Genomic DNA, 15802 nt, shown 5'->3' with positions numbered 1-15802 from the left:
CGGCAGGCATGACCGCCGCCGCGCGTGGCACCCGTCGTGAACATGAGCACCACCACCCGACGCGAACCGGTGACCACCGTCCTGACCTGGCGCGTACGCCCCGGCCACGAGCGCGAGTTCGAGGAGTGGACGCACCGGGTCACCCGCTGCGCCCGTCGGTTTCCGGGCAACGAGGGCGTCTCCTGGCTGCGCCCCGAGGACGGCGGCCACCGCTACCACGCGGTGCTCCGCTTCAGCGATTCGCACCGGCTCACGGCCTGGCTGGAGTCCGAGGAACGGGCCGACTGGCACGCACGGATCGAGGGTGTCGCCTCGGAGGTCAGCAGCGAACGGCAGTCGACCAGCGGGATGGAGACCTGGTTCAGCCTCCCCGGCACCTCGGTGCAGTCGCCGCCGAAGTGGAAGATGGCGCTCACCACGTTCCTCGGCGCCTACCCCTTCACGCTGCTGATCCAGTGGCTGGTCACGCCCCACACGACAGGCTGGCCCCTGCCGCTGCGCGCCGCCGTGTTCCCGCTGGTACTGCTGCCGACGCTCACCTTCGTCGTCATGCCCCTGCTGAGCCGGCTGCTGCGGCTGTGGCTGTACCCGCCGCCCGACCGGTGAGCAGGCGGTACGAGCCTGGGGAAACCGGCACGTCCTCTCACGTGCGAGTGAATCGGGCAAGGTCAAGGCATCGGACCATCGGGGTTCCATGTGCCATGCTCGTCGCGTGACGAGCGAACCCGCCGTGCCGGCGGAGCCGGGTGCCGTGCCCGACCTGGTCGCCCTGACCAGAGTCGTGGCACGACAGCGCGTCGAGATGGACCGTTTGCAGGATCTCGCCGCCACCTCGGCGGTGCTGGAGCGGGCCAAGGGCGCGCTGATGGCGCTGACCGGATGCTCCCCCGAGGCGGCGCACGAGGACCTCCAGCAGCGCGCCAAGGCGGCGCACCGCAGCCTCCTCGAGGAGTGCTGGATCACGCTGGGCAACCTGGCGCCGCCCCCGAGCGCCGCCGTCCCCGGCTCTGGACCGGCCGATGTCGACGCCGAGAGCGCGGACGGCGCCTCCGACGTCCCGGACCCGGTCGCCGACGACGACTCCGCGGCGCTCGGCCGCCTCGCCCAGGCCCTGGCCCGGGTCGGTGGCACCCAGGATCTCGCCCGGTGTCTGCTGGAACACCTCGCGCCGGGCACGGGTGCCGACGCGGTCATGATCTATGCCCGTCCGGCCTCCGGCGGGCTGGAACTCGTCGGTCACGCCGGCATAGACGACACCGAGGCCGCCGAGTGGCGTCGGCTGCCGCCGCTGACGGGGATCGCCGCACTGGAGGCCCTGCGGACCGGTCGTGAGCGATGGCTGGAGGACATCGAGAAGGATCGCGAGCAGTACCTGCTGATCGGGGATCCGCCGGAGCGGTGGAGGTCCCGCGCCTGGCTGCCCATACCGCCCGGCGGCTCGGGCGACGTCGTCCTCGGCGTCCTGCGCGGCCACGACGGTCCGTTCACACCCCGCGTGCGGGAACAGCTGCGCGCCGCCGCCCGGCTCTGCGCGGGCTGGCTGCGCTCGGTCGACATCCTTCACCAGCCCACGCACGAGGAGCGCACCTCGGACACCGTGCAGGCGGTGTTCGACGGGCTGCCGGGCGCGGCGGTCCTGCTCAGTCCGCTGCGCGCTCCGTCGGGCGAGATCGAGGACTACCGCATCGACGCCGCGACCTCCGAGACGGTCGACGTCGTCGGCCGCTGCGGCCGCCGGCTCGCCGGTCTGCGGTTCCTCGAGTGCTGGCCCGCCGTGGCGGGTGAGGCGCTGTGGCAGGGCTGCCTGCACACGCTGACCACCGGGGAGCCGTTCGAGGGCCGGCCGTTCGCTCGGCAGCAGGTCGTGGCGGGTGTGGCCGAACTGTCCACGTACTCCGTGCGGGTGGCGAAGCTGGGCGACGGACTGATCGTCACATGGATCCGGCACGAGCCCTCGGACCGGCAGGAGCAGCGGCTGGCGGACGTGCAGCGGCTCGGGAAACTCGGCTGGGCGAACTGGAACCTGGTCACGAGCGAGGTGAGCTGGTCGTCCCAGGTCTTCTCGCTGCTCGACCGGGATCCCGCCGACGGCCCGGTCGCCCTGCCGGAACTGTCCTCCCTCGCGCTGCCCGAGGACGTCCCCGCGCTGACCCGCGCCGTCGCAAACCTGGTCGAGGCGGGGCGGCCGTTCGACCTCCCCTTCCGTATCCGCACCAGTACGGGCGTCCGGCATCTGCGGGCCGTCGCCGAGGCGGTGGCGGACATCCACGGCACCCCGGTCGAGGTGCACGGGTTCGTCCAGGACCTCACCGCGCAGCGCAGCGCCGAGCTGGCCCTCGTCGAGTCCGAGCGGGCGATCCTGACCCAGCACGGCGTGCTGCAGGCCGAACGGACCCTGGCCTCCCGGCTCCAGCACGCGCTGCTGCCCCTGCCCAAGAAGGTCGTGCGGCCGGCCGGACTGGACGTCGAGGTCGCCTATCTGCCCGCCCAGTCGGGGCTCAACGTGGGCGGTGACTGGTTCAGCGCCATCGAGCTGCCCGACGGGGACGCCCTGTTCGTGGTGGGCGACGTCGCCGGTCACGGCATCGACGCGGTCGCCACGATGGCCCAGCTCCGCTTCACCGCCAAGGGCATGATCATCACGGGCTCGTCCCTGACCGGCGCGCTCGCCCGGCTCAACACCCTGCTGCTGCACTCCCGCGACACCCAGGGCACGGCGACGCTCATCCTGGCCCGCTACAGCCCCGGCGAGCGGCGGCTGGTCTGGGCGCAGGCGGGCCATCCGCCGCCGCTGCTGCAACGGGACGGCGAGGCGCACTACCTCGGGCGTCCGCGCGGCATGCTCCTCGGGGCGTCCGACACGCCGGTCTACGAGGAGGCGGAGTGCCGGCTCCGGTCCGGTGACCGGCTCCTGATGTACACGGACGGTCTCGTCGAGCGGGCCGCGGAGAGCATCGACCTGGGCCTGGAACGGCTGGTCCGGGCCGTGAACGACCGCTCCTCGGACGAACCGGGGTCCCTCGACCGACTGCTGGCGGCGATGCTGGAGAGCGAGCAGCAGGACGACGTGTGCGTGCTCGACATCCGGGTTCCAGTGGCCCCGGGCGACGTACGTCCGGGGGGCGCGGGCGACGACGGGCACGAGGCGTCGGGGTAGCCGCTCGGCGGCGCGGGTGCCGGAGCCCACGCGCATCCAGGCGGCGCCCGCTGAATCGGAGTTCGGCGCGCCGGTCACCCGCCGCTGGTGCGGGACTCCAGGTCGCGTCGCGTGTCGTCGCCGTAGACGCCGGTCTCGTCGCCGCGGATGCCGTACCAGAGCTGGAAGCGGGCCACGGCCTGCGTGAGGACGGTGTCGTAGCGGCCGTCGGTCGGGCCGTGGTCGTAGACGTTGGGGATGCGCAGGAGGCGTTCCTGGAGGTCGGTGACCTCGGGGCCGGCGTCTCCCTCGCGCAGGGTGCCGGCGCCGTCGGGGTCGGTGGAGGGCTGGGAGGTCGGGGTGGCAGGGGTGGCCGGGGTGGCCGGGGTGGCCGGGGTGGCCTCCTGGGCGGGGGCGCTCGTCGGCGGGGACGCGGGTGCGGCGGTGTTGTCGGTGCCGTCGCCGGGCAGCAGGAAGGCGCAGCCGAAGCCGACGAGTGCCGCCGCGAGGACACAGGCCGCCGCGAGTGCGGTACGGCGGGGTCGGGGACGGTGGCTCGGTGCCGGGGCGCGGCGGCCGGTGGACACGGGAGGCAGCTCCTGTGTCTCCGCCTCGGATCCGGGCGCCGGTTCGGGCAGGCGTACGGCCTCGTACTCGCCGTTGTCCTGCGTCAGCTCCTTGAACAGCTCCGCGAGGGCGTCGGTGCGGCGCAGCCGCAGCACGCGGATGGGTTCGAGGGGTGGGCGCTCGTCCGGCTCCCCGGGTTCGTCCGGTGTCGGCACGCTGCTCTCCTTCCGTCCCGTGGTCCCCGAGGAGAGATACGCGCGGACGGCCACCCGGGTTCATCCGGGCGTCAGCCTTCGAGGAAGCGCCGCAGGGATTCCTTCAGGGCCGTCACGAAGGCTCGCGGCCGACGGCGTCGAGGGCGTCCAGGGACAGGTAGGGGTTGAGGTCCTCGGGCGGTGCAGGTCCGCCGGGTGGTCGAGGGTGGATGACCGGTCGGTTCGGCACTGTCCTCGTCGCAGTAGCGGCGCCCACGGGCCTGGTAGGCGAGGTCGGTGACGTGGAGGAGGCGGGGGCGGGTCACCTCGCGGGGCCCCTCCGAAGCTGCGACGGCGGGGCACGGCGGGCCGGGACGGCGCCGAAAGGTTGCTTCGCCTGCGGGGTGTGCTCCGCGCGGGCCGTACGATGGCACATCGAGGGCCGGGGCGTGCGCGCCGGGTCCCGGACGGCGTCGTCCTCTCCCCGGAACTTCTCCGCGTCCTCCTCCGAGTCTTCTCCCGAGTCTCCCGAAGGGTTCGCGACTCCCGTGACCACCGCAACACTGCTCGACGGAAAGGCCGCCGCGGCCGCCATCAAGGACGAACTCGCCCTGCGCGTCCAGGCGCTCAAGGACCGGGGCGTCACCCCCGGCCTCGGCACCATCCTGGTCGGCGACGACCCGGGCAGCCGCAGTTACGTGGGCGGCAAACACCGCGACTGCGCGCAGGTCGGGATCGCCTCGATCCGGGTGGAACTGCCCGCCACCGCCTCCCAGGCCGATGTGGAGGCCGCGGTGCTCCGCCTCAACGCCGACCCGGCGTGCACCGGCTTCATCGTCCAGCTTCCGCTGCCCGCCCACGTCGACACCCACGCCGTGCTGGAGCTGATCGACCCCGCGAAGGACGCCGACGGGCTGCACCCGGCGAACCTCGGCCGGCTGGTGCTGGGCATACCGGCGCCGCTGCCCTGCACCCCGCGCGGCATCATCGACCTGCTGCGCCGCAACCAGGTGCCCATCACGGGCCAGCAGTTCTGCGTCATCGGCTGCGGGATCACGGTGGGCCGCCCGCTCGGACTGATGCTGACCCGCAGCACGGAGCACGCCACGGTGACCCTGTGCCACGAGGCCACCCAGGACGTCGCCGCGCACACGCGCGTGGCCGACGTCGTCGTGGCCGCGGCCGGTGTGGCGCACCTGGTCACGCCGGACTGGATCAAGCCGGGCGCGACGGTGCTGTCCGTGGGCCTCACCCGCACGGTGGAGGGCATCCTCGGGGACGTCCACCCCGACGTGAGCGGTATCGCCGGGTCGTACGCACCGCCGGTGGGCGGTGTGGGTCCGATGACCCGCGCCATGCTGCTGACGAACGTGGTGGAGGCGGCCGAGCGGCTCTGAACCTGATCCGGCCATGAAGGGCACTCAGTTCCCCCTCAAGGGGGACTGGAGGGAACTGAGTGCCATGACCGTCGGTCAGGTGCTACGTTCCCGTTCATGAGCTCCAGCAGCAGCGCCGAGGCGGCGTCCGCGAAGCCGCCCATGCGGGACGCACTGGTCGCGGCGGCCTTCCAGCTCTTCCTGGAGCGGGGCTACGAGCAGACCACCGTCGACGACATCGTGGCGCTCGCAGGCGTCGGACGGCGTTCCTTCTTCCGCTACTTCCCCTCCAAGGAGGACGTGGTCTTCCCCGACCACGAGCGCTGCCTCGCCGACATGACGGCCTTCCTCGCCGCGAGCGACGAGGGCCACGAGCCGGTACAGCGGGTGTGCGACGCGGCCCGGCTGGTCCTGGGCATGTACGCCGAGAACCCGGGGTTCTCCGTGCAGCGCTACCGGCTCACCAAGAAGGTGCCCGGGCTGCGGGCGTACGAGCTGTCGGTGGTGTGGCGCTACGAGCGGGCCCTCGCCGACTACTTGCGCGGGCGCTTCGCCGGCCGGCCCGACGGGAACCTGCGGGCCGACGTGATCGCGGCCGCCGTGGTGGCCGCGCACAACAACGCCCTGCGCTCCTGGCTGCGTTCGGACGGCCGCAGCGACGCGGGCGCCACGGTGGACCACGCCCTGGGATACGTGCAGTCCGCCTTCGGCGCGCCTCCCGTCGACGTACGCGTCGCGTCGCTCACCGACGAGCGGCCCGACGACGTGGTCGTGGTCGTCTCCCGGCGCGAGGCACCCCTGTGGCGGGTGGTGCAGGAGATCGAGACCACGCTGGGGCGCGCCTGACGCCCACGCGCGTAGAAGGACGCGGAGAAGATTCAGGGAACGCAGTACCTTTACGAGTGGCACTGAGTGCCATACGCTGAGGCCGTGCACGGTGGCACGGTGAACCGCGCACAGGCGTGCACGGGTGGGCCGCGCACGCGGGATTTCCGCCCGAGCGCAGGGAGTTGAGCCAGCGTGTACCACCGCTCAGGAAGCGCCGTCCAGCAGGCAGCCGGCTCCGCGACGGGCCTCCTCGACCCCCGGGCCCCGGGTTTGGCCTCGGCCTCGGAGGCCATCCTCTTCCAGCGCTGCACCTATTGCGGGACCGCCATGTACCACCGGCTGCTGTGTCCGGTGTGCCGGGGCAGCGAACTGCGCACGGAGCGCAGCGACGGTACGGGCACGGTCCGCCACTCCACCGTCGTGCACCGCAACACCCCTGCCGCGCGCAACGTGTCACTGGTCGAGATGGCCGAGGGCTTCGTGGTGCGGGGCCGGGTCATGGGCCCGCCCATCGGCATCCACAGCGGCGACCGCGTGAGGCTGTCCACGGCCAAGGACCCGGTCCGCGGCGAGCCGGTCTTCCAACTCCTCGACGAGCCGTACCGGGCCTGGCGCTGACACCCTCGGCGCCGACATCGCGGCAGCCGTCCGTGGCTTGATCACGACGGTGGCCGCCTGCCCGGCTCCCCTCACAGGCAACCCACAGGGCTCTTCCTCCGTCATCCGGAACGCGTGAGGCTCCCGGTGCCGACGGGGCTGCCCGCGCTCGGGGTTCGAGGAGGGGACCATTGATCCGTGCCCGGCGAATAGGTGTCACCGCCGTGGCGGTGCTGGCCGCCCTGGCGGCGTCGCCAGGACTGGCGCAGGCGCAACAGCCGTCCGTGGGTGCGCCGTTGACGACGGTGAGCGACAGCGAGGGCGGACTTCCGCCGGGCTGGCGCATCACCGGGGAGGGTGACGCGCGGGAGCTGGTCTGGCGCGCACCGGAGCGCGTCCCCATGGGGGACGCCCGGGTGGAGTTCCATGCCGCGGGCCGCCTGCTGGGCGTACCCGCACCTCAGAAGGACGGCCGGACCTTCCGGCTGGGCCTGAAGGACGTCCACGCGACGAACCTGAGTGACCTTCAGGTGCTGGCGGCGGGGCGTCGACTGGATGCCGAGGAGAAGTCCGCCGCCCCGCGCGACCGCGACTCGCTGACCGCCGCACCACCACCGGCCCAGTCGCCCGCCGGCGCCGTCGACCCCGGCAAGCCGGGGTCGTTCCGCACGACGACCGGCGAGTACAGCCTCGACTCCGTGAAGCTGCCCGACTTCCCGGCCAAGGTGGAGATGAAGGCGGTCGTGGTGGCCCCCAAGGGCGCCACCGGCAAACGCCCCCTCGCCCTGTTCCTGCACGGCCGGCACGGCACCTGCTACAAGGGTGAGGACGTCAGCGGGAACTGGCCCTGCAAGACCGGTGAGAAGCAGATCCCGAGCTACCGCGGCTACCTGCGCGACCAGCAACTGCTCGCCTCCCAGGGCTACATGACGGTGTCCATCTCGGCCAACGGCATCAACGGCCAGGACTGGGACACCTTGGACGGCGGCGCGCAGGCGCGTTCGTCCCTCGTACGGCAGCACCTCGCGCGCTGGGCCGACTGGGCCGCCCACCCGTCCACCGCCCCGGCCGTCGTGCGCAACGCCCCGAAGACGGACCTGTCCCGTGTCCTGCTCGTCGGCCACTCGCGCGGCGGCGAGGGCGTGAACCGGGCCGCGCTGGACAGCCTCTACCCGGCGCCCGCCGACCAGGACGGCTACCGCGGCCCCGTGCGCTGGCACGTCCGCGGGACCGTGCTGATCGGACCGACGATCTTCGGCCAGAATCCGGTGGCCGACGTGCCGTCGGTGACGATCCTCCCCGGCTGCGACGGCGACGTCTCCGACCTCCAGGGTGAGGTGTTCGTCGACGGAACCCGCGGCGTCAGCCGTGGGGCGGCGCTGCACAGCGCGGTCTACGTGGTCGGCGCCAACCACAACTTCTTCAACACCGAGTGGACCCCGGGGCAGGCTGTGGCGCCCGCCGACGACGACTTCTTCGAGGACCAGGACCGGCGGGACCCGGTGTGTTCGAAGGGCACCCGGACCCGGCTGACCGCCGACCAGCAGCACAAGGCCGGCGCCACCTACATAGCCGCCGCGGCCCGGCTGTTCGTCGCCGGGGACGACCGGGCGCGCGAGCTGCTCGACGGCACCGGCAAGCGGGTCCCCTCGGCCGACCCGGCGCGCGTCCTCACGCACGCCGTCGGCGCCAACCGGAGCGGCGGCCTGCTGCCGGACGAGCCGGTCACGGTGACCGGCGGCCGCCTGTGCTCGGCCGTGGACCCCGACCCGGCGGTCGTCTGCCTGGGCGAGAACGTGTCCGGGGGGTCGCCGCACTTCGCCAGGTGGGAGACCGGCCGGGAGACCGGGCGCCGCGCGGTGGCGCTGCGCTGGTCGGCACCCGGATCCGCGGTCCGCGTCAAGCCCGCGGCACCGCTCTCCCTGGCCGGTGCGAAGAACCTCGCGCTGCGCGTGTTCGTGCCGCCGAACAGCACCGGCACAAAGCTGGACGTGTCCCTCACCGACACCTCCGGCAAGCGGGCCGCACTCGGCCGGGTCACGGTGGACGGGCTGCCGGGCAGCGACCGGACCTCCTCGTACTGGGCGCGTGAGGTGCGGGTGCCGCTCACGGCCGCCGCGCTGCGGGGCTTCGACCTGCGGCACGTGAAGACGCTGGAGCTGACGCCGCGTTCGCAGAAAGGCCAGGCGTGGCTGATGGACGCCTGGGGCTGGCGCCCCGGCACTCCGGCCGTCAAGGAGGCCGCGCTGCCGCGCGTCGACATCGGCCGCACCACGGTCAAGGAGGGCGACTCGGGCGTCCGTACATACCGGGTTCCGGTGAAGGTGTCGGGGCAAGGCAGCGGCAAGGTGCGGCTGTACGTCGTCGACCCGGAGACGGGTGAGGCCAAGGACCGTGTGGTGACGGTGCGGCCGGGCGGCCAGGGCGTCGATGTCTCCGTGCAGGTGAAGGGCAACACGCGCTTCTCCTACGACATGGACCACGGCGTGCTGGTGAAGGCGGTCCAGGGTGCCGTGGTCGGCTCGTACCACGGTGGGGTCGTCGTGCTCAATGACGACCCCATGCCCAAGGTGGGCGTGACGCCGGTCGCGGACCGGGTGACCGAGGGCAAGCCGCTGACCTGGCGGGTGACCCTGTCCGAGGCCGCGGACGCGGAGCTGTGGACCACCTTCGCGGTGGCGCCGCTGTCGAGCGGTGCCGAGCTGTCCACCAAGGACGTCGACCCGCAGTGGTTCACCGACGCCACCGGTGAGTCCACGGACCCGGAGCGCCCGCTGTCCAAGGTGGAGTCGCTGGGGCTGTGGGCGACCGTCCCCGCCGGGCGCACCAGCGCGGAGATCTCCCTCGCCACTATCACGGACCGGGTGACCGAGTCCGCGGAGTCCGTGCGCTTCCGGCACATCGACGAGGTCACCGGTGAGCCGGATGAGGGCGGCCCCGAGCTGACGGGCACGGTCCTGGACGCGTCGTAACCCAGCCGCGGAACGGGGGGCACGGACCGCCGGGTCCGTGCCCCTCTGTCATGTCAGCCGCACGCCTCTCAGGTCAGCCGGACGCGGATGCCCACGGTCCCCTCGGTGCCCCGGCGCAGCCGGCTGCCGAGGAGCGTCAGCCGGCCGAGGATGCCGTACTTGCGGGCGACCAGCGTGCGGTAGTGGGCGGTGGTGGCCGCGTCGCAGATCTCGGCGGTGGCCGGGACCTGTTCCCCGGTCGGCCTGCCCCGCACGTCGCAGGGCCCGACGAGGACGTCGCCGCGGGCCCGGATCCGCTTCACCTTCCAGGAGTCCGCGGCCGTCCAGACGCCCAGGGCGTCCCCGTCGCGCACCACCCACACCGGGGTGGGCACGCCCGTGCCGTTCTTCCGATAGCTGGTGACCAGCAGGTACTTGCCCGCCGCGAGCCGGTCGAGCGAGGTGTCGTCCATACCGGGCAGTCTAAGGGCTGTCCCGTGACCCCTGGCGGGCGCGCGACGCCAGCTACGGCACCTCGCCGCGTTGTCGGAACGTCCGCATACATCCAGTATGCGGACGTCCCTCCGCCTTGCGATGCACCGCATCTGACGCCGCACGCTGATCCACCAGGGGTCACGGGACAGCCCTTAGGCACCGCACCCCTCACCAGCGAGGCAGCCTCCGTTCGAAGTCGGGCTGGATCCGCCGCATGTAGCCGGTGTCGTCGCGGCCGCGCATCCCGGAGTCGAGGTAGCGGCGGTGGAGTCGCTCCAGGGCGTCGCGGTCGAGCTCGACGCCGAGACCGGGTCCGGTGGGGACCTTCACCTCGCCGTCGCGCAGTTCCAGGACGCCGGGGACGATCACGTCGTCGGCCGAGTTCCACGGGTAGTGGGTGTCGCAGGAGTGGTCGAGGTTCGGGATGGCCGCGGCGACATGGGTCATCGCGGCGAGGCTGATGCCCAGGTGGGAGTTGGAGTGCATGGACAGCGCGATCCCGAACGCCTCGCAGACGGCGGCCAGTTCACGGGTGCGGCGCAGCCCGCCCCAGTAGTGGTGGTCGGTGAGGAGCACCTGGATCGCGTTCTGCTCGATCGCGGGTTTCAGGTGCTCCCAGGCGATCACGCACATGTTCGTGGCCAGCGGCAGCGGTGACTCCTTCGCCACCTCGGCCATGCCCTCGATGCCCTTGGTCGGGTCCTCCAAGTACTCCAGTACGCCGTCCAGTTCACGGGCCACGTATGCCGAGGTCCCCACCGTCCAGGCCACGTTGGGGTCCAGGCGCAGCGGCCGGCCGGGGAACGCCTCCGCGAGCGCCTTGATCGCGGCGATCTCCTCGTCCGGCGGGAAGACCCCGCCCTTGAGCTTGAACGACTGGAAGCCGTACCGCTGTTGCATCAGCCGGGCCTGTTCCACGATCCCGGCCGGGTCCAGGGCCTCGCCCCAGTCGTCGCCGATGGCGGGGCGGCCGTCGAGGGCGGGGTGTTCGGCCCACTTGTAGAAGAGGTACGCGGCGAACGGCACGGAGTCGCGGACGGTGCCGCCGAGCAGGTCGCTGACCGGGCGGCCGAGCAGCTTGCCCTGGGCGTCGAGGCAGGCGACCTCCACGGCCGAGGTGGTCCAGCCGCGTTCGTGGGAGCTGGGCACGGTGGGCAGCAGGACGGCGTCGATCGCGGCGCCGACGGCCGTGGTGTCGAAGACGTCCATGCCGACGACCGTCCTGGCCGCGGTCAGCAGCCGTTCCAGGCGCGCCTCGCCGCCGGGCGACTCGCCGAGGCCCACCGTGCCGTCCTCCAGGACGAGTTGGAGGACGATACGCAGCGCGAGGGGCTCGTGAACGCCGTTGGAGTTGAGGAGCGGCGGGTCGGAGAAGGCGATGGGGGTGACGATCAGTTCCCGGATGCGGGTGGCGGAGGTGCTCATGCGCCGACCACCTCCAGACCGCGGTCGATGAGTTTCGCGAGCCGGGCGAGGTGTTCCGGCGTGGGGTCGAGCAGGGGCGCCCGTACGCCGCCCACGTCCAGGCCGCGGATCGTCACGCCGGCCTTGATGAGGGACACGGCGTATCCGGGTACCTCGTCGCGGAGCTCGACGAGAGGACCGTAGAACTCGTCGAGGAGGGTCGTCACCTGCGTCTCGTCGCCCTCGGCGAGCGCCCGGTGGAAGGCCAGGGCGATCTCGGGGGCGAACGCGAAGACGGCGGAGGAGTAGAGGCCGACGCCGATGCCCTGGTAGGCGGGCGCGGTCATCTCGGCGGTGGGCAGGCCGTTGAAGAACTGGAAGCCCTCGGTGCCCGGCACGGCGCGGACCGCGCGGACGACGCGGTGCATGCGCTCGATGTCGCCGATGCCGTCCTTGAGGCCGACGACGTGGGGCAGGGCGGCGATCGCGGCGGCCGTGGTCTCGGTGAGACGGGCGGTGGAGCGCTGGTAGAAGACGACGGGGAGGTCGGTGGCGGCGGTGACCTCCTCGACGTAGCGCACCAGACCCTGCTGGGGTGCGGTCACCAGGTACGGCGGCAGCAGCAGGATGCCGTCGGCTCCGGCGCGGGAAACCCGGACGGCCTGGTCGCGGGCGACGGGGACCGGGCCGCCGGCGGCCGCCAGGACGGGCACGCGCCCGGCGGTCGTCTGCACGGCGATGCGCGTGGCCCGTTCGATCTCCTCGGGTGTCAGGGCGTGGAACTCGCCGGTCCCGCAGGCGACGAACACGCCGCCCGCTCCGGCCGAGACACCCGACTCGATGTGCTGGGCGAGCCGTTCCTCGTCCAGTGAGCCGTCCGCGGCGAACGGCGTGACCGGGAAGAACAGCACTCCTTGGAACTTCATGTCTCCCTCGTAACTGGGGGTGTGAGGGTCAGCCCTTCGTGGCACCGGCGGCGATGCCGGTGACCAGCGAGCGCTGGAGGAGCAGGTAGACGATCAGGCTGGGGACGAGGGCGATGACCGCGCCGGCGAGGACCACTCCGGAGCCGACCTCGGGGTCGGTGCGCAGGATGGACAGGGCGACGGTGACCGTGTAGTCGGTGGGGTCCTTCGCGGCGATCAACGGCAGCAGGTACTGGTCCCAGATCATCACGAAGCCGAGGACGCCGGCCACGCCGAGGGCCGGCTTGCACAGCGGCAGGACGACCTGCCACAGCATCCGGAACTCGCCGACGCCGTCGAGGCGGGCGGCCTCCTCGATCTCGGTGGGGATGTCCTTCATGAACTCGGTCAGCAGCATCACCGAGAATCCCCAGGCGCCGAGCGGCAGGATCACGCCCCACGCGGTGCCCTTGAGGTCCACACCGACCACGGGGACGTGGCCGAGGACCAGGGACAGCGGGATGGCGATGACCTCCTCGGGGAGCATCATCGTGAGCATGAACAGGGTCAGGACCAGGGCCTGGCCGCGGAACCGGTGCCGGGCCAGCGCGTACGCGGCGAGCACGGACACCGCGAGCTGGAGCAACAGCGCGCCGCCGGCGATGACCAGGGAGTTGGTGAAGTAGTCCCAGATGCCGCGCTCCCCCGCCACCTTGAAGTTCTGCAGGGTGCTGTCGTGCGGCAGGAAGGACAGCGAGGAGCCGCTGGCGTGGGTGGTGAAGGCGCCGGAGACGATGGTCAGGAAGGGCGCGGCGAAGATGCCGAGGGCGATCGCGCAGAGCAGGATCCGCAGGGCCCAGGAGACGCCGGGCCGGTCGCTCCAGCCGAGGGCGGTGTCGAAACGGGCGGGCGTGGTGCGACGGTCTTCCGTCGCCTTCTCCACCGGGGCCGCGGGTACGGGTGCTTGAACGATGGTCGGTGCTGTCATCGCATGTCTCCCCTCTTGCGGAAGTAGTTGACCGTCACGGTCAGCAGGAGCGTCACGCAGAGCAGCACCACGGAGGCCGCGGAGGCGCCGCCGATGTCGTTGCGGGTGAAGCCCAGGGTGTAGGCGCGGGTCATCCACACCTCGGTGGAGCCGGCCGGGCCGCCGCCGGTGAGGACGTAGACCTCGGTGAAGACCCGCAGGCCGCGGATGGCGGCGAGGGTGAGGACGATGCCGAGGGCGGGGCGGATGGCGGGCAGGGTGATGTACCGCAGCCGCTGCCAGAGCGAGACGCCGTCCATCGCGGCGGCCTCGTACAACGTCCGGTCCACGCCCGCCAGTCCGGCGAGGATGATGACCATGTTGTACGGGGCGAGCATCCAGATGCTCATCACCATCGTCGCCCACAGCGCGGTGTTGGGGTTGTCGAGGTACTGCACGGGCCCGAGGCCGAGGAAGCCGAGGGCGTGGTTGATCAGGCCGTCGGAGGTCGGGTAGTACAGCAGCCGCCACAGCTCGCCGACCACGGCGGTGGCGGTGACGACGGGCAGGAAGACGGCGGTGCGGACGATCTTCAGGGTGCGGGCCTGGCCCTCCAGCAGCAGGGCGAGCAGGAAGCCGACGACGATGGCGCCGAGGGACTGGCCGATGCCGAGGAGGAGGGTGTGGCCGATGGCGTCGAGGAAGCGGTGGTCGGTCAGGACCCGGGTGTAGTTGTCCAGGCCGACCCACTTGTCGCCGAGGAAGGGCCGGACCTTGAAGAAGCTGAGCCAGACGCCCTTGCCCATGGGCAGGAACTTGAAGACGAGGGCGAGCAGCAGTCCGGGGGCGAGGAAGACCCAGGGCAGTACGGCCTTCTTGCTGAGGACCCGAGTTCTGCGTGCCCCGGGGGTGGTCACGGTGGCGGTCATTTCAACAGGTCCTGGTCCTTGAGGTCGCCGGCGAGGGTGTCGTTGAGTTCCTTGAGGCCGGAGCGGACGTCGCTGCCGCAGTAGGTGAACAGCGCGTTCAGGGCGTCGGCGGTGTCCTGCTTGACGGGGGCGAAGTCGGGTGCGTTGGGGAACTGCGCGGAGGCGGTCACGTAGGCCTTCTGCACCACGCTCCAGCGCGGGTCGTCGCGGACCTTCGCCGCGTCGAGCGTGGTGTTGACGGGGATGCGGACGACGGGCTGGTGTTCGCCGCCGGTCATGGCGAGGCGCTGACCCTCGGGTGAGACGAGGAAGGCGCCGAGGGCCTGTTCCTGCCGGGTCTTGCCGGTGCGGGCACCGAAGTAGACGTTCTCTCCGTCGGCTAGGACCTGGTTGCCCGCCGGGCCCGCCGGGGCGGGCAGGACCTCGTACTTGTCCTTGCCGAGCGCCTGGTCGAAGGTCGTCATGTTGTAGGGGCCGGTGAGGTACATGCCGGCGTTGCCGTCCTGGAAGTTGGTCGCGGTGCCGGTGACGGCGGTCAGGGCGCCGGGCTGGATGACACCGTTGTCACCACAGAACAGGTTGTTCTTCATCCAGGTCACGGTGCGCACGGCGGCCGGTGAGTCCATGACGGGCTTGTAGCCGCCGCCGGGGGTGCGCTCGATGATGCGGGCGCCGCCCTGCCAGAGGTAGCTGGCGCCCCACCAGGCGGCGTAGCCGTTCTGGGCGCTGCCCGGCACGACCATGCCGTAGGTGTCCTTCTTGCCGTCGCCGTCGGGGTCGCGGGTGGCGAAGGCCTTGGCGAGGGTGAGCATGTCCTGCCAGGTCTTCGGCTGTGGCAGGCCGAGCTTCTCGCGCCAGTCCTTGCGGACCATCAGGGTCATGGCCTGGCGGGAGTACGGGATGCCGTAGTGCTTGCCGTCGAGGCCGACGGTGGAGGCCCAGGTCTTGGCGTCGATCTGGTCATGGCCGGCGATCGCGGCGGGGTCGATCGGCTTCAGCAGGCCCTGGCCCTGGTAACTCCCCATCAGCGCCGTGTCGTTGATCATGACATCGGGGAGGTCCTTGACGGACGCCCGGCTCTGGAGCTGCTGGTCGAAGTTGATGACCGGCTGGTAGTCGATCTTGATGCCGGTCTTCTTGGTGAAGGCGGCGAACACGCGGTCGTAGGTGGCTGCGGAGTCCGGATTGCTCCGGGTCCAGACCTCCAGGGTGTTCGGGTCGCTGCTGCCCGCACTGCCGGAACCGGAGCCGCACGCGGCCGCTCCGAACATCAGCCCCGTGACGGCGAGCGTGGCGACCAGGCGGCGACGTCGTCGGCGATGCCCCATGGACTCACTCCGTTCATATCCGTGAACTCTCTTCACGAATCTAAATCGAGGCGCCCAAGCTACGAACGGTTTCAGCCGCATGTCAATACATGGCCGGAAGATTGCGCGGAGGCCACACGTTCCCG

At 71.8% G+C, this 15802-nt stretch carries 13 protein-coding genes; 6 read left to right on the top strand and 7 right to left on the bottom strand.

Annotated features, from left to right (window positions below; all coding sequences use genetic code 11):
- Positions 1-42: 42 nt before the first annotated feature.
- Positions 43-606: an antibiotic biosynthesis monooxygenase gene (locus ACGFNV_RS05995; RefSeq protein WP_393619686.1), complete on the top strand. Its 564-nt coding sequence runs from the start codon at positions 43-45 to the stop codon at positions 604-606.
- An 88-nt stretch (positions 607-694) separates the two neighbouring features.
- Positions 695-3157: a SpoIIE family protein phosphatase gene (locus tag ACGFNV_RS05990; protein ID WP_393619685.1), complete on the top strand. Its 2463-nt coding sequence runs from the start codon at positions 695-697 to the stop codon at positions 3155-3157.
- Positions 3158-3231: 74 nt separating this feature from the next.
- On the opposite strand, the gene ACGFNV_RS05985 is transcribed toward ACGFNV_RS05990, so the two are convergent.
- A complete protein-coding gene (locus ACGFNV_RS05985; RefSeq protein WP_393619683.1) occupies positions 3232-3918 on the bottom strand; it encodes a peptidoglycan-binding protein in 687 nt (228 codons plus the stop codon).
- Positions 3919-4445: 527 nt separating this feature from the next.
- Here ACGFNV_RS05985 and ACGFNV_RS05980 point away from each other — a divergent pair.
- The 4 genes from ACGFNV_RS05980 (at position 4446) to ACGFNV_RS05965 (ending at position 9670) form a co-directional block, all read left to right on the top strand.
- Positions 4446-5294 carry a bifunctional methylenetetrahydrofolate dehydrogenase/methenyltetrahydrofolate cyclohydrolase gene (locus ACGFNV_RS05980; protein ID WP_133925099.1) on the top strand — a complete coding sequence of 283 codons (849 nt, stop codon included), beginning with the start codon at positions 4446-4448 and terminating at the stop codon, positions 5292-5294.
- Between the two features lie 96 nt (positions 5295-5390).
- Complete coding sequence (locus tag ACGFNV_RS05975) at positions 5391-6119, top strand: TetR family transcriptional regulator (protein WP_393619682.1); 729 nt, start codon at positions 5391-5393, stop codon at positions 6117-6119.
- 174 nt (positions 6120-6293) lie between these two features.
- Positions 6294-6719 carry a Zn-ribbon domain-containing OB-fold protein gene (locus tag ACGFNV_RS05970; protein WP_393619681.1) on the top strand — a complete coding sequence of 142 codons (426 nt, stop codon included), beginning with the start codon at positions 6294-6296 and terminating at the stop codon, positions 6717-6719.
- Positions 6720-6889: 170 nt separating this feature from the next.
- Positions 6890-9670, top strand: coding sequence for an alpha/beta hydrolase family protein (locus ACGFNV_RS05965; protein ID WP_393619680.1), 2781 nt, complete (start codon positions 6890-6892; stop codon positions 9668-9670).
- Between the two features lie 68 nt (positions 9671-9738).
- Here the strand turns inward: ACGFNV_RS05965 and ACGFNV_RS05960 are convergent, their stop codons facing one another.
- From ACGFNV_RS05960 to ACGFNV_RS05935, 6 genes are all read right to left on the bottom strand, one after another.
- Complete coding sequence (locus ACGFNV_RS05960; RefSeq protein ID WP_393619679.1) at positions 9739-10122, bottom strand: PPOX class F420-dependent oxidoreductase; 384 nt, start codon at positions 10120-10122, stop codon at positions 9739-9741.
- Positions 10123-10312: 190 nt separating this feature from the next.
- Complete coding sequence (locus ACGFNV_RS05955) at positions 10313-11569, bottom strand: glucarate dehydratase family protein (protein ID WP_393619677.1); 1257 nt, start codon at positions 11567-11569, stop codon at positions 10313-10315.
- Complete coding sequence (locus tag ACGFNV_RS05950; RefSeq protein ID WP_393619676.1) at positions 11566-12474, bottom strand: 5-dehydro-4-deoxyglucarate dehydratase; 909 nt, start codon at positions 12472-12474, stop codon at positions 11566-11568. Before ACGFNV_RS05950 ends, ACGFNV_RS05955 begins: the two co-directional genes overlap by 4 nt.
- A 28-nt stretch (positions 12475-12502) precedes the next feature.
- Entirely contained in the window at positions 12503-13441 is a 939-nt protein-coding gene (locus ACGFNV_RS05945) for a carbohydrate ABC transporter permease (protein WP_393619675.1), read from the bottom strand.
- Positions 13438-14349: a carbohydrate ABC transporter permease gene (locus ACGFNV_RS05940; RefSeq protein WP_393619674.1), complete on the bottom strand. Its 912-nt coding sequence runs from the start codon at positions 14347-14349 to the stop codon at positions 13438-13440. The genes ACGFNV_RS05945 and ACGFNV_RS05940 overlap by 4 nt, the downstream gene beginning before the upstream one ends.
- Positions 14346-15677 (bottom strand): ABC transporter substrate-binding protein, encoded by a 1332-nt coding sequence (locus ACGFNV_RS05935; protein ID WP_393619672.1) that lies wholly within the window; start codon positions 15675-15677, stop codon positions 14346-14348. Before ACGFNV_RS05935 ends, ACGFNV_RS05940 begins: the two co-directional genes overlap by 4 nt.
- Between the last annotated feature and the right edge of the window lie 125 nt (positions 15678-15802).

The organism is Streptomyces sp. NPDC048751, from assembly GCF_043198595.1.
Classification (GTDB): domain Bacteria; phylum Actinomycetota; class Actinomycetes; order Streptomycetales; family Streptomycetaceae; genus Streptomyces.
This window is presented reverse-complemented; position numbering and strand designations above follow the sequence as displayed.